The organism is Methanobacterium sp. BAmetb5, assembly GCF_003491305.1.
Lineage (GTDB): Archaea > Methanobacteriota > Methanobacteria > Methanobacteriales > Methanobacteriaceae > Methanobacterium.
This window is the reverse complement of sequence record NZ_CP022706.1, coordinates 2262501-2282500: the sequence shown is the minus strand read 5'-3', so window position 1 is coordinate 2282500 and position 20000 is coordinate 2262501. Positions and strand designations below refer to the sequence as shown.

At 42.2% G+C, this 20000-nt stretch carries 21 protein-coding genes (2 of these 21 cut by a window edge); 12 read left to right on the top strand and 9 right to left on the bottom strand.

Annotated features, from left to right (window positions below; translation table 11 throughout):
* The 3 genes from CIT02_RS11400 to CIT02_RS11390 form a co-directional block, all read left to right on the top strand.
* Positions 1–326, top strand: the 3' end of a protein-coding gene (locus tag CIT02_RS11400) for a roadblock/LC7 domain-containing protein (RefSeq protein ID WP_292612618.1). The gene continues 1096 nt to the left of window position 1, outside the view; only the last 326 of its 1422 coding nucleotides appear in the window; its start codon lies beyond the left edge, outside the window; its stop codon occupies positions 324–326.
* Positions 327–605: 279 nt separating this feature from the next.
* On the top strand, positions 606–1571 hold the full coding sequence (locus CIT02_RS11395) for a replication factor C small subunit (RefSeq protein WP_292612616.1): 966 nt from the start codon (positions 606–608) through the stop codon (positions 1569–1571).
* Positions 1572–3158, top strand: coding sequence for a replication factor C large subunit (locus CIT02_RS11390; RefSeq protein WP_292612614.1), 1587 nt, complete (start codon positions 1572–1574; stop codon positions 3156–3158).
* Positions 3159–3304: 146 nt separating this feature from the next.
* Here CIT02_RS11390 and CIT02_RS11385 read toward each other — a convergent pair whose 3' ends face one another.
* The 3 genes from CIT02_RS11385 to CIT02_RS11375 form a co-directional block, all read right to left on the bottom strand.
* Positions 3305–4654 carry a magnesium transporter gene (locus CIT02_RS11385; protein WP_292612612.1) on the bottom strand — a complete coding sequence of 450 codons (1350 nt, stop codon included), beginning with the start codon at positions 4652–4654 and terminating at the stop codon, positions 3305–3307.
* Between the two features lie 122 nt (positions 4655–4776).
* The gene (locus CIT02_RS11380; RefSeq protein WP_292612610.1) at positions 4777–5214 is read right to left on the bottom strand and encodes an Lrp/AsnC family transcriptional regulator; all 438 of its coding nucleotides are present in this window, start codon (positions 5212–5214) and stop codon (positions 4777–4779) included.
* Between the two features lie 196 nt (positions 5215–5410).
* On the bottom strand, positions 5411–5983 hold the full coding sequence (locus CIT02_RS11375; protein WP_171824089.1) for a potassium channel family protein: 573 nt from the start codon (positions 5981–5983) through the stop codon (positions 5411–5413).
* Between the two features lie 347 nt (positions 5984–6330).
* Between CIT02_RS11375 and CIT02_RS11370 the strand changes: the two genes are divergently transcribed.
* The gene (locus CIT02_RS11370) at positions 6331–6984 is read left to right on the top strand and encodes a hypothetical protein (protein ID WP_292612608.1); all 654 of its coding nucleotides are present in this window, start codon (positions 6331–6333) and stop codon (positions 6982–6984) included.
* A 115-nt stretch (positions 6985–7099) separates the two neighbouring features.
* On the opposite strand, the gene CIT02_RS11365 is transcribed toward CIT02_RS11370, so the two are convergent.
* Entirely contained in the window at positions 7100–7819 is a 720-nt protein-coding gene (locus CIT02_RS11365) for an ATPase (protein ID WP_292612606.1), read from the bottom strand.
* 146 nt (positions 7820–7965) lie between these two features.
* Here CIT02_RS11365 and CIT02_RS11360 point away from each other — a divergent pair, with 146 nt between their 5' ends.
* Positions 7966–8898, top strand: a complete 933-nt coding sequence (locus tag CIT02_RS11360) for a hypothetical protein (protein ID WP_292612604.1) — start codon at positions 7966–7968, stop codon at positions 8896–8898.
* Between the two features lie 113 nt (positions 8899–9011).
* On the opposite strand, the gene CIT02_RS11355 is transcribed toward CIT02_RS11360, so the two are convergent.
* Complete coding sequence (locus CIT02_RS11355; RefSeq protein WP_292612602.1) at positions 9012–9887, bottom strand: DUF368 domain-containing protein; 876 nt, start codon at positions 9885–9887, stop codon at positions 9012–9014.
* 150 nt (positions 9888–10037) lie between these two features.
* Here CIT02_RS11355 and CIT02_RS11350 point away from each other — a divergent pair, with 150 nt between their 5' ends.
* Both CIT02_RS11350 and CIT02_RS11345 read left to right on the top strand, forming a co-directional pair.
* On the top strand, positions 10038–10655 hold the full coding sequence (locus tag CIT02_RS11350) for a DedA family protein (RefSeq protein ID WP_292612600.1): 618 nt from the start codon (positions 10038–10040) through the stop codon (positions 10653–10655).
* Between the two features lie 173 nt (positions 10656–10828).
* Positions 10829–11782, top strand: coding sequence for a zinc metalloprotease HtpX (locus CIT02_RS11345; RefSeq protein ID WP_292612599.1), 954 nt, complete (start codon positions 10829–10831; stop codon positions 11780–11782).
* Between the two features lie 169 nt (positions 11783–11951).
* Here the strand turns inward: CIT02_RS11345 and CIT02_RS11340 are convergent, their stop codons facing one another.
* Positions 11952–12593: a S24/S26 family peptidase gene (locus CIT02_RS11340; RefSeq protein WP_292612597.1), complete on the bottom strand. Its 642-nt coding sequence runs from the start codon at positions 12591–12593 to the stop codon at positions 11952–11954.
* Entirely contained in the window at positions 12594–13268 is a 675-nt protein-coding gene (aroD, locus tag CIT02_RS11335) for a type I 3-dehydroquinate dehydratase (protein ID WP_292612595.1), read from the bottom strand. It abuts the gene before it with no gap.
* A gap of 308 nt (positions 13269–13576) precedes the next feature.
* On the opposite strand from aroD, the gene CIT02_RS11330 reads away from it, so the two are divergent.
* The 4 genes from CIT02_RS11330 (at position 13577) to CIT02_RS11315 (ending at position 17303) form a co-directional block, all read left to right on the top strand.
* Complete coding sequence (locus CIT02_RS11330) at positions 13577–14302, top strand: hypothetical protein (protein ID WP_292612593.1); 726 nt, start codon at positions 13577–13579, stop codon at positions 14300–14302.
* 104 nt (positions 14303–14406) lie between these two features.
* Entirely contained in the window at positions 14407–15267 is an 861-nt protein-coding gene (sucD, locus tag CIT02_RS11325; protein WP_292612591.1) for a succinate--CoA ligase subunit alpha, read from the top strand.
* 164 nt (positions 15268–15431) lie between these two features.
* On the top strand, positions 15432–16640 hold the full coding sequence (gene hmgA / locus CIT02_RS11320; protein ID WP_292612590.1) for a hydroxymethylglutaryl-CoA reductase (NADPH): 1209 nt from the start codon (positions 15432–15434) through the stop codon (positions 16638–16640).
* Positions 16641–16721: 81 nt separating this feature from the next.
* A complete protein-coding gene (locus tag CIT02_RS11315; protein WP_292612588.1) occupies positions 16722–17303 on the top strand; it encodes a TIGR00267 family protein in 582 nt (193 codons plus the stop codon).
* 210 nt (positions 17304–17513) lie between these two features.
* On the opposite strand, the gene CIT02_RS11310 is transcribed toward CIT02_RS11315, so the two are convergent.
* Both CIT02_RS11310 and aroE read right to left on the bottom strand, forming a co-directional pair.
* Complete coding sequence (locus CIT02_RS11310; protein ID WP_292612586.1) at positions 17514–18362, bottom strand: TatD family hydrolase; 849 nt, start codon at positions 18360–18362, stop codon at positions 17514–17516.
* 43 nt (positions 18363–18405) lie between these two features.
* Positions 18406–19257 (bottom strand): shikimate dehydrogenase, encoded by an 852-nt coding sequence (aroE, locus tag CIT02_RS11305; RefSeq protein WP_292612584.1) that lies wholly within the window; start codon positions 19255–19257, stop codon positions 18406–18408.
* A gap of 166 nt (positions 19258–19423) precedes the next feature.
* Here aroE and CIT02_RS11300 point away from each other — a divergent pair, with 166 nt between their 5' ends.
* Positions 19424–20000: the 5' portion of an RNA ligase partner protein gene (locus CIT02_RS11300; RefSeq protein ID WP_048072205.1), read on the top strand. Its footprint extends 86 nt past the window's final position; the window shows 577 of its 663 coding nt (coding positions 1–577); its start codon is at positions 19424–19426; the stop codon falls past the right edge of the window.

The following is a 20000-nucleotide window of genomic DNA, read 5'->3' as shown; positions in this document are numbered from 1 at the left end:
TCACCAAAAAATTCCTGCCCTTTGATAAATGTAAGAGGCTCCTGGAAAATGTGGATCTCAAGAGCAACGCCACCATTGACTTTGCCCAGATCAAAGAAAATGCCCGGGAAATCCCCATTGAAGAACGCGAAAAAATATTTATCCAAGATTTCAACCGCATAATAGAAGTCATTACGGAAAATTATGGGAAAGTAATGGGATACGAGGCATTCAGAGCCATGGTAAGGCCTGAATTTATGGAAATCAAAAATTCCTATGGAGAAGCCATGGATAAACTGGATATCAAAGGAAAAATGCATCCAGAAATTGCTCACCTGTTCTCCTGAACCCTGTTAACCAGTTTACTGTTTTTTTAAGCAAAAAATCAGCTACCGAAAACATCCCCCGCAACGTTAATACTGGGAAACACACTTTTTTTAAAATTAAGTTGATTTGATCCCTAGAAAAGTGTTAATAACCCGGATTAATCTAAATTTTAAACCTTTTTAAAATAACAGTTACATATCAATAATCATATTATCCCCACAGAAATATTAGAAAAATTACCTTCACAAAAATATTTAGAAATAAGAACAGTTTATTAAAAATTAAAACGGTGATAAATCATGAACGGACCATGGGTGGAAAAATACCGACCACAAACCCTGGATGAGGTTGTGGGTCAAGAACACATTATACAAAGACTCAAACAGTACATACACGAGGAGAGCATGCCTAACCTCATGTTCACTGGACCGGCAGGAGTGGGAAAAACCACCACCGCCATTGCCCTGGCCAAAGCCATGCTGGGGGAATACTGGAAGCAGAACTTCCTGGAATTAAATGCCTCTGATGCCAGGGGTATTGAGACTGTGCGTAAGGATATTAAGAGTTTCTGTCGGTTGAAAGCCGTGGGAGCACCCTTCCGGATTATTTTCCTGGATGAAGTGGATAACATGACCAAGGATGCCCAGCACGCTCTTCGCCGTGAGATGGAGATGTACACCAAAACATCATCCTTCATCCTTTCCTGTAACTACTCCTCCAAGATCATCGACCCCATCCAATCCCGGTGTGCCATTTTCAGATTCGCCCCCATCAAAGGCCACCAGGTTATCCAGAGATTGGAAATAATAGCCAAGGCGGAAAACGTGAATTACACTCCTGGAACTCTGGAAAGTATTGTCTACTTTGCCGAGGGAGATATGCGCCGGGCAGTTAACATTTTGCAGTCCACGGCATCCATGGGCGAAGAAGTGACTGAGGAAACAGTCCATGATGTGGTTTCCAAGGCCAAACCAAAAGATGTGCGCAGGATAGTGAACATGGCACTGGACGGAGATTTTATGGGTGCCCGTGACCTTCTACGGGAGGTTATGGTGGTTCAGGGAACCAGTGGAGAAGATATGGTTACCCAGATCTATCAGGAAGTATCCAGAATGGCAGTAGACGACCTTATTGCCAGTGACGAATACATCAAACTGGTTGAAAATATTGGAGAATACGATTTCCGAATAAGAGAAGGTGCCAATCCACGGATACAATTGGAAGCTTTATTAACCAAATTTTTACCAAAAGAAAAGGCAGATTAGATGTTGTGGACTGAAAAGTACAGTCCCCAGACCATGAAAGATGTTCTGGGGAATAAAAAGGCCATTGAAGAGATTGAAAACTGGGTGGAAAGCTGGGATCATGGCGAAGCCCAGAAATGCATCCTCCTGGTAGGACCACCAGGCACCGGTAAAACCACTCTGGCCCATCTGATTGCTCGTGAGTTCTCAGACCACATAGAACTCAATGCCAGTGACAAACGATCCTACGACATAATAATGAACACCATTGGCGAAGCATCAGCTTCTGTCTCCCTGTTCGGTCAGGGCAGCCGTAAACTCATAATCCTGGACGAAGTAGACGGTTTACATGGTAACGAGGACCGGGGAGGGATACGGGCCATAAACAAGATCATCAAAGAGGGTCACCATCCCATGATCATGATGGCCAACGATCTGTACAGTAAACGTATCCAGAGCCTTAAATCCAAATGCCAGCTGATAAAAATAAACAAAGTACATACCAATTCTATAGTGGCTCTTTTGAAGAGGATCTGTGTCAAGGAAGGGGTGGATTTTGAGGAACATGTTCTCCGTACACTGGCCAAGAGATCCCGTGGAGATTTAAGATCCGCCATAAACGATCTGCAAGTCATTGCCCAGGGAAAGGATTCAATCACCTCTGATGATCTGAAAGCTGTGGCGCAAAAGGATGATATCAACAACATCTTCGATTCAGTACGTACTGTGCTTAAAAGCAAAAATCCCAAGAGAATCAAGGATGCTCTGCGCCTGGAGGCCGATCCGGGTTTCATACTGGAACAGATAACCGAGAACATTCCCCGGGAGTATGAAAGGCCAGAAGAAATTGAAAAAGCTTACGATGCCGTGGCTGAAGCCGATGTATATCTGGGTAGGGCTTTCCACACCAGGCATTATGGTTACTGGAAGTACACTTACGACTTGATGGGTCTGGGGGTGGCTCTGGCCAAGGATGAAACCTACAAAAAGTTCAGCCGATACGCCAGTTCCACATTCTACAGTAAACTATCCAAGAACCGGGCAAAACGGGACTTGAGAGATAGGGTGGCCACTAAAATAGGAGCCCGGCTGCACACCTCCCGGAAAGTGGCCATTGAGAATTTCCCTTACTTTGAGATAATGTTCCAGGGGGATGATCTGGCCCGTGAACTGGCTGAATACTTTGACCTGGACGATGCCGAGGTTAAACAATTTAGAAGCAGGAAGATAAAGAAGAAAAAGGTAAAGAAAATTACCAAGACCAAAAAACCATCTGCAGCCAAAAACACTGCTAAAGATCCAGCCCCATCCACCAAAAGCTCATCTTCCTCAAAAACTTCAGAAAAAACAGTTAGAGATAATGAAAAGGTTACCGGTACAGAAAGAAGGTCAAAAAACACAGATTCAGCTGCAAAGAAGGTTTCAAAAGTAAAGGACTCTAAAAGCCCAATTACGCCTAAAGATCCAGAAACTAGTGATAAAACTAGTAAACCCCGGAAAAGTAAGAGTGCTCCTTCTGAAAGTGCAGAATCTGAAGATAAAGATGATTCTAGAAAGTCAGAGTCCAAAGAAAAGGGAACCCAAACCTCCTTGTTTAGTTTTCAATAAAAAAAACCTATTTTTTTTATTTTTCCTTTCTTATTTCAAAAAAGATTATCAATAGGGCTTTGAGACAGTTTACATCTAATCAACTGCTTGCCATTTTATCCAGGTTTTTTTATGCTGGAACATAACTAAAATGAAATCCCTGTTTTTTAAACCGTAGCACCGAGTGTAAACAGTACCATCATTACCAGGAAGGTATTGGCCACAGGATCAGTGAGGCTGGTGGATAAGGGTATGACTATGTTATCAGGATCCAGGCCTCTACGGTAGGAAAATGTGTTCAAGTAGAAGGCAATTAGGAGCATTAAGGGAGTGAGCATTAATCCAGCAGTGGTACTGATGAAGACCATTTTATCCAGTCCCACTGATCCAGCACCAAACAGCAAGGACCCCAAGTAAGCTAAAATACCTATCAGGGGATAGATTATTATGGCCAGGATTATAATTATGGCAAAATTCCTAATTGCTCCTTCTGTAGGTCTTAGGGATGATTCTATAGAACCGATGTGTAATCCTGAAGATAACCGGGCCCCCAGGATGCTTACCATATCTCCACTTTCCCCGGAGAACAATGGTACCAGGGCCAAAACCCCCGGACTGCTTAAAATAGCTGAAAAACTGCCGTTCAAGATAGTACCCGCAGTTGTTCCAAATAGTGAGGATAGAAACAGGGTGGGGGTGCTGTGCATGATAATTTTCTTAAGGTGGCTTCCCCTTTTAATTCCATAAATAAAGCCCATGATCCCAATTACAATAAATATTGCAAATAAAATTGTCTCAGTATACCCATTTTTCATCCATAACAGTAACTGTACCGCTAAAAGGATTGAAGGAATGGTAAAAAGGTCTCCAGAAGCTGCAATTAAGGGTGTAGTAATGTTATCCGGGTCCCATCCATTTTCATAACTTTTGATGGAGATCAAAATGGTAGCCGGTAGAAGCAGTGCCCCGGAAAATATTCCTCCCAACACAGAGATAACAGTGAAGTCCACGATGCTAATGCTTTCAAATCCCAGAAGAATGCAGAAGGCTTTAGCTGCAAATGCCAGGAAAATAGACATTATAATGGTTAGAATTATGGCCGAAATGATGTTCTGGTTTAAAACGGGTGATTTTTTCAGTTCCGGCGTTAAGGTACCAATATGGAGGTTTGAACCTAACCTGGAACCTAATGCACCGAATATGTTCCCTCTCATCCCGATTGCTCCAGGGATAAGAACCAGAAGTCCAGGAAGTATCTCCAGAGTATTGGTCATTCTACTCAATAGAATACCGGCGATTAAATCCCCGATGGCACATATAAAAAGAGCGGTGAATGTTTCCCCTAAAACCCGGGATACATCTTTGAAAAAATTAGTAAACTTACTGCTTATGGTAAACGGGACCTGGAGAAGTTGTAAAGACCTTTTGGAAACTAAGACAGCTAATCTTACCATCAAGTCGAGAATGATGTGTATTGAATCGCCAATCCTCTTCAGTAGTTTCTCCGTCCATTTCACCTAACCACCCTAAAATTACAGTAATGGCTGATTTTACGAAATCTTGTACCAATAATTGTTTGAAATCGTTACCATTGCTGATTATAGCTTGATTTTCCGACATTTCTATCTTTTTTTATCTATTAAAGTGCTGGAACATCCTCTTTAACTCTTTCCATTACTATCATTTCAGTCAAATCTTCAACACCGTCGATTGAGCGGATTTTTGAATTTATCAATTGATTTAAGTCCTCAATACTCTTTACCCAGACTTTAATTAGAATGTCATATTCTCCAGATACACTGTAAACTTCGGACACCTCTGGAAGCCGGGAGAGTTCCTCTTTAACCAACTCATGTTTTTCAGACTCGGTCTGAATAATGATTATAGAAGTTATCTCCAGTCCAATCTTCTGCCAGTCCGGTATCAGAGTGTAACGTTTTATTATGTCTTTTTCCAATTTTTTAAGTCGATTAGATATGGTTGCATCAGGGACATCAATCTCTTTTGACATCTGAGATATTGTAATCCTCGAATTTTTAATTAAAGAACGGAGTATAGCTAAATCTACATCATCCATTTTTTCCAACACCTTATCATGATACAAAATAAGATATATCCACAGTCCTTATAAAGGTTTGGGAATATTACCAAAAATGTTTAAAAAAATGAGTATTTTTCTAAATTAACCGTCGGGATTTAGAAATTTCTAAAATTTAACTTAAGTAATTGTGAAAAAAATAGTTTAATAATGGATTAGATACACTTCCGCCCATCTAATCTTCTGTAAATTCTTCGTATTCCAGATCTTCTAGCTTGGTTTCCCCACTGGCAAGTTGTGTGAGTAGAGATCCTCCAGTTTCATTCCCCTTAACTATGAGTGCATCTCCAGCAGAAATCATGGTGTTTTTATCGGGTCCATATATCCAGGATTCATTTCTCCTTATGGCAATGACTGTCATTCCCGTCCGGGTAGCAAGTAGAAGTTCTCCTAGAGATTTATCAATTAGCTCGGATCCTTCTGAGATTTTTACTCTCATTATGACTTCATCTGACTCTTCCATAACCATTTTGAAAACAGGGTGTGGTTTCATACCTTTTAAAACCAGGTCAGCTATATCTTTTGCAGAATCAGCTATGGTTTCTGCTGCTTCCCCCACCTCAAGGAGGGCAGTTAATTTTTCAGCATCCTCTACTGTACGGGCAGCAAGGAGGGATTCTTTCTTAATTTCGTAATTAAGCCTATTAACTTTATTTTCAAGTTTTATAACTTCTTCTGCAGCATCTTTACTATTGAATAGTAGTGCAGAATAAGCTAAATCAACCATTAATTCGGACATGTTTTTCATTTCAATTAAAATGTCCTTAATACTTTTAGGCACCTTTCATCCTCCAGATATTCTAGGTCTAATAAAAATATAATATAAGTAGTATAATGTGAACACTTTAAAAACTTTTTTCATTAATCTCCCAAAAACAGAAATAGTGTATCATAATTTTAAAATGACGACTAATTATTTTTTTAATCTACTCCATAAAGCACATCAACCTAGGATAATAAATAGTTTTCAAGTTTTACGCTAACAAACCAGTCCAAGTTATTAATCATAACAAACATTGATCATATAAAATACCATGAAATAGGGTTACAGCTAAACCATCCATTCATGGGATAATAATTTTAGGGGAGTAAAACATGAAGAAGTCTAATTTTAAGTGGGAAAAAAGACTAGTGTGCTTATTAGTAGTGGGTATGGCTATGATAATCACTGTCGGCTCATCATTTGCCGCAAGTACCATCTATGTCAGCACACAGGGAAACGATGCATGGAATGGCCTGGCAGCTACCTACGATCCAGCAACTGGAAACGGGCCTAAAGCAACCATACAAAATGCAATTGACACAGTATCTGATAATGGAACAGTATCTGTGGCTGCAGGAACCTATTATGAAGACCTGTACATCAACAAGGATGTTTATCTAAGGGGAGCCGGTCCTGACAGCACCATCGTAGATGGTATGGCCAAAAATAGTGTTATAAGCTTATTCGGATCCAGCATGGAACCATTTAACCAGTTCGACCTTACCGTAAACGGATTCACCCTTACCAACGGAAACGGAACTTATGGTGGTGGAATCTACAATTATGGTGGCATTCTATTCCTGATAAACACCAAAATCACCAACAACCATGCCACTAAAGGAGGAGGCCTCTACAATTCCGGAACTGCCAGTGCAGACAGTGCAACCGTAATCACTGACAACACACCAGATAACATTTATGGTTATCCCCTCACACCCCTGACCTCCGATGACCTTACACAGGATGTAATACCCTCAGTTGGGTGAAGGGTGTCTTAAATAAATGAGTACATCCAATTCATAAAATTTTTTATGGAGAAAAGGTTTCCCTTTTCCTTTATTTCTTTTCAAAAATAGATTTGTATGTTGTTTTTAGATTACCTCAATCCTTCAAGTTTTCCTGAGAAATATAAAACGCAGAGCGCATCATCTTCTCCCTTACATCAGGAATAAACCCCTCCAGAAACTCCAGCATCTCTCGGGGAAGGCCATCTTCATGTTCAAAACAACATTTCAAGCCTTCAATCTCAATCCATGACTCAATCCATGATGTTGGAACATTTATCAAGGGATAGATCAGCTTCATCCCCTCTTTAGCAGTTTGGGAACTTAAAAGCTCCAATTTCTCCCCCTCGAGCATGAGCTCTAATATGTGTTCTACCTCCCCATCCAGGGTGAGTGGCAGGGCCACACTACCTGCACCCATCTGTTCCCCATGAAACTGGAAAGAATCTACCCCGTCATCCATCTTGCCCTCCTGATCCCTAGTGATCAGTTCCACCCCATACTTACGGGTGTAGGGTTCCAGAACAGTATACAACGTAAAATTAACACACTCCCCATAATCAAAGAGTAATATCTTATCACGGGGGTTCAGCGCATCCTTAAGCACCCTTGAGGCACGGGTACAGATCTTCTGGAATATCTTGGAACGATGAACCTCAAAATTGGGATACTCCCCTAAAAAAAGTTCTTCCTTTTGGCGTGAAAACCGGGATAATTTCAGGTTGTTGATGTAAACCCTTTCACCAACTACACTGACGAACCTGGTTTCCACACCATTTTTCTGAAGGAATCGGACCACTTCTTGTTTCACTGTCATGAATTATTCAACCCTCAATTAGTAGATCACCGGGATAAGATGAAAGGTTAGTTTATGAGTTTTTTATTAAGGGGATTAGATAAACTTATACCCATACAGGTTATGTAACCAAGATTGTCAGGTAAACAATTTTAGAGGGGCTGGTTATGTTTAAAATCTTCGGACGTAAATCTGATGAGAAAGGAGAGGGGGAATTTCTGGAAATAGCAGTAACTGAACCCGTGGACTGTCTGGGTGACTTTACCTTCAACTTCCACTGGCAGCACCAGGGGGAGAAACTGGACCCCCACTGGAAGATCCCTGGAAATGATCTTACCTTCGGTGAAGTGGTAGACCACCTTAAAAACGGAGGTAATGTCCGTATTAATGGAGATGCCGGTCATCGGCTGGCCAGCAGTATGGGTGTGGACCTCCAGTACTTCGGGGGAAGCGGCAGTGACCTCCCAGTAGGGGATATTTATGTGGAAGGGGATGTGGACACCCGTATGGGAATAAGCATGACCCAGGGCAGCATCTATGTGAAGGGCCAGGTCAAAGAGCCCATGGGGAATGTGGTTGAGGTTAAGTCCCGTCAGAATGGTTACCGGCAGTTTAGAAGTATAACCAATATAGTAACCAATGGATTGGATGGTGACAAAGTAATAGGTTGCCAGTTTGCCGGGAAAAAGTTTATAATCCATGATGGTACCGTTAAGGACACTGTAGGGGCCCGTTTAGATGTTGATGTGGACATAGTTAAAAAGGGAGATGTTGATCTTTCCACGGGCATACTCATGCGCCAGGGAAGCGTCAGAATACAGGGAAATAGTGGAAAAAACACTGGAGCACTTTTAAACGGCGGCACAATAATCATTGATGGAAATACCGACGATTTCACCGCTATTGATATGATAAAAGGAACTATTATTGTTAATGGGAATGCTGGTAAGTTTTTAGCCGCCAACAAGAAAAATGGAATGATTCTGGCTAAAAAAGGAAGTCCAATCCCCCCAGCTAGTGAAAAACCTCTCCAGAGTGAGGATCAACAGTTACTGATAAGTAATGGTTTTAATCCCCGTGATTTTAAGAAGTTTGAGTAGATATAGTCCCTAATTATCGGGGAAAAATAAGAATTGACCGAAAATAAGTGTTTATTATAATTTTTAGTTAAAGGAAATTTATTATAAAAAGAAAATAGGGATAAATAGCCTTTTTAGGCTTCCCAGTGAAGATGATGCTTTTCGAACTGTTTTTCCAGTACTATCACCAGGATAAATCCCACTACTCCAGCAATGATTACCGGGATAAGTGAATCCATAGTGGTGGTAATCTTCTCGTAGGGTAATCGCAGGGTTCCCACCATTAGACCCACCAGGAAAGCCATGGTCAGTGATTTATGGTGCTCCAGAAGGTAGTTCAGTATACGTGAGAAGGATAATATACCGATCACCGCACCCAAACAAAAAGTGATAATATCCGCGAATTTAAGCTGGTTTAAGGCGGCCAGCATGTATTCGTACTGGTTTAGAAGTAGCAGCAAAAATGCGCCGGATATGCCAGGGAGAATCATGGCACATATGGCCACCATTCCCGACAGGAATATTATGGGGAGAGTATGATTGGCCTGTATGGGGTTTAATCCCACAAATATTATGGCAAAAACCAGCCCAATGATCAGAAATACAATGTTTTTTAAATTGAGCTCATCAACATGTTTGTAAACAAAACCGGCCGATGCTAAGATAAGACCAAAGAAAAAGGCGAAGGTAGGTGCGGTGTACACCGTTAACATTACGGTCATGATCTTGGACATGGTTAAAACTGCCAAACCTATTCCCGCCAGTAAGGGTATGAATAAATTGAAATCCCATTTTTTCAGTTCTTTCTTGGATCGGGCAAAATCGCCCTTCAGGGCGGCTATTAAAAAGTTGGCATTTATCTGGCTGATGGCATGGACCAGCCTCTGGTAAATACCAGTGATCAGGGCCATGGTCCCCCCGGAAACTCCGGGGATCACATCGGCGGTACCCATCAATAATCCACGTAGAAATATTAAAATAGTATCCCGGTAAATCTTTATTTTACGCATGAAATATCTCCTGTGTGTCAAATTATAATACTGAATTAGTTAACTTGCTTGATTATTTATTTAAATCTATTAAATATTCAATTATCTTTAATCTATTAATAGATTATCCAATTGATAAAATTTATAAAAACACCAGAGGTTTGTTTTTTAATGTTCAGTTTAGTAGAATTTTTAAGTCAAACAGCAATCCATTTAATAGAATCATTAGGTTACTGGGGTGTTTTCCTGGGCATGACCATTGAAAGCGCCTGCATACCCCTCCCCAGTGAAATTATAATGCCTTTTGCCGGTTACGTGGTGTGGGAAGGTAAAATGGCCCTCTGGGGAATCACTCTGGTGGGTGCCCTGGGAAACCTTTTCGGTTCACTCATTGCCTATTACGTGGGACTGAAGGGTGGGAGGCCGTTACTGGAGAAGTACGGTAAATACATACTCATCAGCGAGAATAAACTGAACCTGGCAGATGAATGGTTTGAAAAATATGGTCACGAAGCAGTGCTCGTCAGCAGAGTACTCCCGGGAGTCCGGACATTCATCTCTCTTCCCGCGGGAATCACCCGTATGGATCTGAAAAAATTTATCTGTTACACCTTCTTTGGATCCATTCCCTGGTGCCTGGCCCTGGGATATGTGGGAGTACTTATGGGTCCCAACTGGACAACCTTAAAGGGTTATTTCCATTACCTGGATATCATCGTGGCTATTGGTGCTGTGGTGTTCTTAGCATATCTTATCTACCACTACCGTGGGAAAGAACACATTGAATAACCATTCCCACCATTTTTAAATTTTTATTTACTCTAAAAAAGCCGGCTGCAAATTTTTTATGATATGTTTTAATCCCTATTTTTAAAAAATTGATATATTTATATATTAGGTTCCTTACTATTAATCGCTGAATAAAATAAATCAGGAATTATTATGAAGGCAGGTGTATATAAGTGAAAAGATTTTGGCTAACACTGCGCATTTGGTTAGCTACTGCACTGCTATTTGCTGTGCTTTATGCCATAATAGCGGTTATTTGCACATTTTTGGGCTTTGGAACACCCTTAATATTTGCCATAATGTCAATTGTGGTGGTGTTCGCCCAGTACATGCTGGGTCCCTCCATGGTGGAACGGGTTATGCACGTGCGTTACGTGTCACCCCAGGAAGCACCCAATCTACATGCCATGATCGATGAACTGGCCATGAACGCCGGTATACCTAAACCAAAAGTAGGTGTGGCGGAAACCACAATCCCCAATGCATTCGCATTCGGAAGAACCAAAAAAGATGGGAGAGTCTGTGTCACCAGGGGTATTCTGAACATCCTGGATGAAGAGGAATTAAAGGCAGTTCTGGGACACGAAATCAGCCATATACGTCACAATGACATGGCGGTTATGACCCTCATCAGTGTGGTGCCCCTTATCTGTTACTGGATATTCATCAGCACTCTCTTTGGAGACAGTGACAGCGATGCCGGAGTGATTGGAATAGTGGCTCTGGTAGGATATCTCCTGGGTCAGTTACTGGTCCTGTTTGTGAGCAGAGTCCGGGAGTACTATGCCGACCAGGGAAGTGTGGAAATTGGGGGTAAACCCCACAAGCTGGCCAGTGCCCTTTACAAACTGGTATATGGATCAGTTAACCTGGATAAAAGACAGGTAAAGGAAGTGGAAGGGGTTAAAGCATTCTTTGTCAACGACATCTCCGATGCCCGCAATGAAATAAGTGATCTTGAACAGCTGGATCTGGATATGGACGGAAGCATCAGCGAAATGGAACTAGCCGAGCTCCGTAACATGAAAACCAGTATAGGTACCGGTAGTAAAATCATGGAATTACTTTCCACCCACCCCAACATGGTAAAACGGGTTAAACGTTTAGCAGAGCTAAGCGACACCTAATTACCATTCATCTTTTATTTAAAAACAAAGTTCCATAAAAACAAGAACTAAATTTTGACCATTTAATTGATATAATTATTCAGAATTCCTAATTTTATAAAAAAATAACTAAATTTCATAAAAAAAGAAAAATAGAGTGATGAATCCACTCTAAACCAAAAATTCAAAGTTAATACTCTTTTACTATTCCCACAACATCGCTTCGAGAAAGCCAGGTGTCCAGTGGTCTTTTTTCAACGGTAACTACTTGTTTCACCCCGTTTATTACTCGCACCTGGTTGCTGACTATTTCCACCTGACGGTTGTCACTTTTAAGGTAAACCTGGCTGCCGTTGAGCTCAGCCACCCTCTTTACAATGAGATTGTATTCCGGGTGCTTGGCCACAACCAGATCGCCAACTTTAAAGTCACTGGTCTTCCACACAATTATTTCCTGCCCATCCTGCAGTGTAGGTACCATGGATGTTCCTTTAACTGTGGCCGGCATGGGTAGCTGGTTTTCCCCAAACTGGGATGTTACCTTCACCTTTACCGTGTAGTTGTATTTGCTGGCAATGTTCTGCATATCGGTCTGTATGGAGCCCACGCTACTATCCACATCCTCAACATCCACCAGGGCCTTTTCCTTCATTTCATCCAGCATGGCCTCCGGAACAAAAAACGATGAAGTTTTTATGGTCACGGCAGTTCCATTGGTATCCACAGTGATTCCAGTGGCACTGGAAGGAAGGGACATTATAACTGCAGCACCGGCTACCAGTAAAACTACCAGTAATCCAATGAGTCCCAGTATTCCAATTTTGGCTCTCAATTAATAATCACCAGCCATTAATGTGTCAATTATTTCCTTTGTATCGTTAAGATCCAGTTGTCCTGGTGCAGACCCACCATCCAGTGATGCATAGGTGAGGGGAGATCCTAAAAGGGGTGCTACTACCCGGGTGTATCTGCCCAGTTCCCCCATTGATATGCCAATGGTGTTATCATTCTGGTTTACTACCTCCAGTACATTTAAGGTATCCTGCCTGTTCTGGGGCATCACCGAGAACTTGGCCATGGCTCCCAGTTCCCTCTCCCTCCTTACAATTTCCAGAAGTTCGTTGCGGGGAGGAGTTCTTTCAAAATCATGAAAAGATATAATGGCCGCTTTAGTGGCCCTAATGACTTCAGAACGTAATTTTTCATTGGTTTGAAGTTCAATATCCACATAGTCCGCATAATCTGCAGCTTCTACCAGTATACCGGTTCTTTCCGATTCAGATCCCGTGAAGTATCCTCCCTCTTCTCTCATTCTGTTGGTGGCAATTAGAGGGTGGTTTATTTCCTCCATTAGATGGGTTACACTTTGTGGATCATTATCCAGAAGGGCATCAATGCGAAGTTCCACCAGGTCAGCACCCAATTTAATCGCCTCTCTAGCCACTTTCAAAACATCCTCTCTGTCTTTTTTTAGTATGGGAACACAGATTAATGGTTTCGGAGTCATTATCATCCACATCCGGGACATATAACAAATTTTTAATATTTTTTAGGTCATAGGGAATTCTATATACTGAAACGGGTTTAAAATATTCACCGCAATGTTATTTATTCGTCATCCTCCTAAAAAAATATTTGTAAGATTTAAGAGCAATAGTGTTATTTAGTTCCAAAAATTTTAAACCATTGTATGAAAAAACTATAAGAAATGTATAAGACTAATATTTCACCAAGTTATTCTCACTATAATTAATTCATGGATTTTTATCCAAGAATAAATAGGAATTTGATGTTTTAACGAGTTCAGGTGATGATTTGAAGATTACCTCCATTGGTGCAGACATTTCCAAAAATGATGTGTCCTGCAGTGAAAACCTAATTAAAAATCTAGAAAAAGATATTCCCAGTTTAATTACTAAAGGGGCGCATAAAGCTGCTCTCACCAATATTACCGGTGACGATGTGGTTATCAGTGCCTTTGTGGAAGATGATAAACTGGAAGATGTGAATCAGGGCATCGTGGATATACTACGTAGTAATGCCGAAGACCTGGGAGATATCAATGGGATATCAACCACCAGAGAAGATGCCGGTGAGGGGATATCCTATGCGGAGGCTAAGATAAGACAGGACCGGTATCCTGACGCTATTGTAGTGGCCTTTGACACCTATGGTGGTGAAGGATTTGTTCATAACGTTGCTGATTCCGTGATTAAAGCAGCCCGCGGCCTGGACCAGGTCACTGATGTGGGCAGTAGTTTAAATCATGGTCAGGAAATACCCGGTGTGGGCTATGTTTCTGATGAAACCGATGACCCGGTGGTAGTGGCAACTGTAGAAGATATTGAAAGTATTGGAATAGTTTCCGGGGCTATGATGGGAGCAGCACTGGGTAATAAAAATGTTTACCTGGTAAAAAGAGGATCACCTTCGTATATCATCCCCGGTAGTGTAATCATGTCCATAACTGCCTATATGAATGGAAATGTTATTGATCTGGCGGTACCCCTCTCAGAGCGGATGAAAATTTTAAGGGTTTAACTCCCATCTTCATAAATTTTGAAATTAAAAATAAGATCCCTAGATGAAAAAAAATAGAAATAAACTAGATTAAATTTTAACAACAATTTAAGGAAGTGATATCAGTGATATTTCTTGATGAAGACACACGATGTGTGGTGCAGGGAATTACCGGTAAACAAGGCTCTTTCCACACCAAGAGCATGTTAGAATACAACACCAACATCGTGGCTGGAACATCACCCGGTAAAGGAGGCCAAGAATTTGAAGGGGTCCCAGTTTACAATTCTATTGCAGAAATAAAGGAAGAATTAGATGTTAATGCATCAATAATATTCATACCCGCACCCTTTGCCAAGGACGCTGCCTTTGAAGCCATATCACAGTTGGAACTGGCAGTGATTATCACTGAACACATACCTGTTCAGGATTCCATGGAAATAACTCATTACGCCCGAAGAAATGATTGTAAAGTCATTGGCCCCAACACCCCTGGAATTATAACACCCGGAGTAGGTAAACTTGGAATCATGCCCACCCATATCTTCAATCCCGGAGATATTGGAATAGTATCCCGAAGTGGAACCTTAACCTATGAAGTGGCCAGCCAGATAACCAATGCCGGCTTGGGTCAAAGCACCTGTCTGGGAATCGGTGGCGACCCAGTGGTGGGGATGGATTTTGCAGATGTACTGCAAAAATTCCAAGAAGACCCTAAAACCAAGGCCATGGCCATGATCGGGGAGATCGGAGGTAATGCGGAAGAAAAGGCTGCAGAGTACATCGCCGAAAACATCACCAAACCAGTGGTGGCCTACATTGCCGGTAGAACAGCCCCTCCGGGGAAAAGAATGGGACATGCCGGAGCCATAATTGAAGGGGACACTGGTACTGCTGAAAGTAAAATAAAGGCTCTTAAAGCTGCAGGAGTGGAAGTAGCACAACAGCCATCACAAATTGCAGATATAATGAAAGAAATAATTTAAAGTAAATCCCGTAAATTAATTGTACCTTAAATTAATTGTAAAATCCAGTAATAGTACTAGGAAAAAACTACATAATGTATTTTAATTAACCTGTACCGGGATAAACTAATTCTCAATTAAAATCATTGAACTTATTCCTAAAAAAACATTCCAGGATGATTTTTATGGCAAATAAAGAAGAAATCATAGAAAAACTTATTAAAGGAGAGATAAAACTCCATCAAATTGAAAGTTACACTGGTAATGTCCAGGAGGCAATTGAAGTAAGAAGGGAGTTTGCAGAACAGGTAGCAGGTTCCAGCCTAACCCATCTTTCCCAGTACTCCCTGGATCTGCCTGAGGCCATGAAAAGGAATATTGAAAACCCCATAGGAACCGTTCAAATACCAGTAGGACTGGCCGGACCATTACACCTCAACGGGAAATATGCCCAGGGTACTTATTACGTTCCTCTGGCCACATCGGAAGGTGCACTGGTAGCCTCCATTAACCGGGGGTGTTCTGTCACCCGGGAAGTGGGTGGTGCCAATGTACGCATAATCGATGATAAAATGACCAGAGCCCCAGTTATACAGACAGAATCTGTTACTGAAGCCCTTAAAATAAAAGAATGGATTGAAAGACATTTTATAGAGCTTAAAGAAGCAGCGGAAAGTACAACCCGTCACGGACGTCTTTTAAAAATCGACCCGGTAATAGTGGTGGGACGTTACGTTTATCCCCGTTTCACCTTCACCACCGGTGACAGTATGGGTATGAACATGGTAACCATTGCCACAGACAAGGCCATGGATATTTTAACCAGGGAAACTGGAGCCCATGTACTGGCTTTAAGCAGTAATCTCTGTGTGGATAAAAAACCATCAGTTCTGAACCTCATAGAAGGACGGGGGAAAACAGTGACTGCGGATATTACCATTCCCCGGGAAATTGTGGAAAAGAAACTCAAAACCACACCGGAATCCATTATGGAAGTTAACATGGCTAAAAACCTCATAGGCTCAGCCATAGCGGGTAGTATAGGTTTCAATGCCCAATACGCCAACATGGTCGCCGCCCTGTTCCTGGCCACCGGTCAGGATGCCGCCCACGTGGTGGAGGGAAGCCTGGGAATAACCACCGCTGAGGTTAAAGATGGTGACCTGTACTTTTCAGTGACCCTGCCGGACCTTCCCCTGGCCACAATAGGTGGTGGAACCCGACTGGAGACCGCCCAGGATTGTTTGAACATTTTAAGTGTGGCTGGATCCGGAAATGTGAACAAGTTCGCTGAAATCGTAGCCGGAACTGTCCTGGCCGGGGAACTATCACTGATGGGTGCACTGGCTGCCGGACATCTGGCACGGGCCCATAAAGAGTTGGGAAGAGGATAAATTACCATCTGCAGAATGGATGGGGTAATTGAATTAATTTAATTGAATGATTTTAAAATCCTAGAATTGGAGAAAATTGGAATGAATATCCGCGAATTCATAAGTGAATATTTTAAGATGAGCCGTTACGTGGCTCTGGGAACTATGGACGGAATACTAGCAGTTATGGGAGTGACACTTGCTGCTAGTGGTGTGTCTGCCGCCAGCGGGGTAGAACTTTCCAACTTCGCCGTAGGATTAACTGGCCTTTCCACTGGTGTGGCTCTGGCCATGTCCAATTCATACGGGTCTTTCATTGGTGAACGGGCTGAAGAAGTCCGGACCCTCCGGGAACTGGAGCAGAAGATGATGCTGGAAGAGGGCAAACTGGACGATACCCACATTCACCAGCAAGCCAAAAGGCGTATCTACATGAGCATGTTCACCCATGGATTCAGCAGCTTCATTGGTTCATTCGTACCAGTCCTACCATTCCTGCTCATTTCCACCAGGATAACCGCAATAATATGCACACTGGTACTCTGTTTTACCGCACTGATCATACTGGGTGTGTATCTGGGGAAAGTATCCCGTGGAAGTTTAACCAGAACCAGTGTGGAAATCGTGCTCATTGGAATTTTAATCAGTGTGGTCTGTTACCTCATTGGTGGAGGGCACGGATAGATAAATAAAGAAAACTTTTTTTTTGAATATTTAAAGGAGTAAAAAAATTAAAGGAATAAAAAAATTCCTTTTCATAATTTACTGTGAAATAAAATTTTGGGTTAATTAATTCGTTTTAAAAAGAAATAATAAACTTAAATCAAATTTATTCTTAAATTTCACTTTTTCCAGCTCAGAAGTTGCCAAAAACCATTTTTGTGACCTAAACTACTACAGATCTATCTCCACACTGTACAACTTCTCCACCCTTTCCACGTGTATCTGGTAAGCATCTTCTTCGGTGATTAGACCGGCATTTATCAGCTTCCGGGTTCTTCGGGGAACTGTTCTAGGTCCCATAACCGCCCCAGGCCGTGTGCGATCGTCCAGGTAATCGGTTTCCATGAGAAAATTTTTACCCTTCCTTAGAGCTTCCCTCATCACGTCTCCACTGGCAATAAGGGAGGGAGTTAGTCCATGGTTTTCCTCCGGTAGAACCATCGGGCCAGAGAAATGTTTTATAACCTTTTCTTTATTCAAACCAGCGGTGCTGGCCATCTGTGCAAATTCCTGAAATTGTTCTTCAGTAGAAGTTTCGGTGTGCAGCTGCACTGGACATTCTGCCTCCCGGGCCAGTTCCATGGCGTAGACCATGAGACGGTTATGGGCCTCCATCTCCTCAGGAGAGACTGGATAATGAGGTCTACCAATTTCACCAATCCCCACAGCCTTACCCTCCATTACCATCTCCTTTGCTGTTTCCAGGGCACCCCTCATGAGTTCTTCAGCCTCTACGAGTTCCATCCCGGCTTCTACCCGGCGGCTGAGCTCGGCAGGGTGTGCTCCCACCACCGCAAAAGCCTGTATCTCAGTTTCCCGGTTAATTTCATCCACATAGCCCACCACCAGTTCCATTGCCTCGGTAAAACTGCACTGGGGACTTACGGTCCAGGTGGGTTTGTTGGGGATGATCATGGCGGTTCCCCCGGAACGGTGAAACTTTGAGGCTATTTCAAGTGGTCCTTCACCGTTTATAGGGTCTACGTGTATATGATTGTCGGTGGATGGTATTTTATCCATGGTAAATATCTCCAATAGAGTCATTTTCAGAAATTTAAATTACTCAGTAACCGAGTTCCCTCATCAGTGCTGTTTCAAATACTTCAAAAGGCGGGGTTATCCCGGTCCAGATACGAAACGCCTCTATTCCCTGGTAAATTAACATTTTAGTCCCGTGAACTGCCTGTGCACCCACTTTATCTGCCTCACGAAGGAGGCCAGTTTCAAGGGGGTTGTAAACAATATCATTCACCACCAGATCTGAATGCATCATATCACTTGTCACCACTGGCTCATCATCCTGATAGGGGTGCATTCCCACTGGTGTGGTGTTAATTAGTACATCAGTATCCTTAAGTTCCATTTTAAGTTCATCATCCAATCCTAAACAGCCTAATGAGTTGTTGAATGTATTTTTCAGATCATTCCTTAAGTTGCAGGCTTTTTCCCTGGTTCGGTTGGCAATTAAAACTTCTCCCACCCCATTCAGGAGTAACTGGAATGATATTGCACGTGCTGCGCCACCTGCTCCCAGTATGATTATTTTTTTACCCTTAACTGATGTTATTTCTTCAATGGCCTTCACTGCACCATAACCATCAGTATTGTAACCAACAGCATTGTTTTCTGTGAACTTCACTGTGTTCACTGCACCTATCAGTTCTGCAGCTTCATCCAGTTCATCTAGGTAATCTATAACTTCTATTTTATGAGGTATGGTCAGATTAAGGCCCTTAATCCCCATCTTCCAAGCACCTTCCATGGCCCGGGCCAGGTTTCCGCGTTTAACATGGAAAGGAACGTAAACGTAATCCAGTTTAAGCTCTTGAAAAGCTGCGTTGTGCATGGGAGGGGATAAGCTGTGTTCCACTGGATCTCCCATTATACCCACCACTGTGGTTTTACCAGTTATCAATTCATATCACCATTACTATAATTTAGGAAACATTTTATATTAATCCCTTAGAATAAATTATATTATGAGTTAAGGTTGAGAAGAGTTTCAGGATAGGGAATGATACCCCTCATCCTGGATAAACATGAAAATTGTAGAATGATGTTCCTGTGGGGGTTTAAAATAAATGATCGCCAAACAACGGTTTGTTTTAGACACAACTGCCTTTACTGATAATCAGTTAAGGGATGATTATGGAGACGGGGAACTGGATAAGACGGTAGAAGTACTGCTGGATCTGATAGCCCGTTCCCGGATAAAGCTCAACATGAGCTGTCATATGCCCCCGGTTACCTACAAAGAATTCATTGACTACATAACTCGCTATGACTGCCCCCAAGAGGTCATAATCAAGGCGGAAACCTGGATTGTGAAGAAAACACCCAACCGCTACGATACCAAAATACCCTCGGAGATATTTTATGAATATGTCCAGGACATGCGGGAAAGGATGAACAAGGGAATGCGCATCTCGGAAAGTGCAGTTTGGGAAGCAGCCGTGGAATCCATGGTTATGATGTCCCGTGGAGAGAAAAAAACCCAAATTGAGATGGAAGTCATCGGTAAAGCCATTAAAGACTTCAGAAAACGTTACCGGGCCGCCCTCAGGAAAGGAACACTGGACAGTGCCCCTGATCTGGATGTACTCCTCCTGGCCAAGGAACTGGGAGCAGGAGTGGTGGCTGCCGATGAGGGAATAAAAG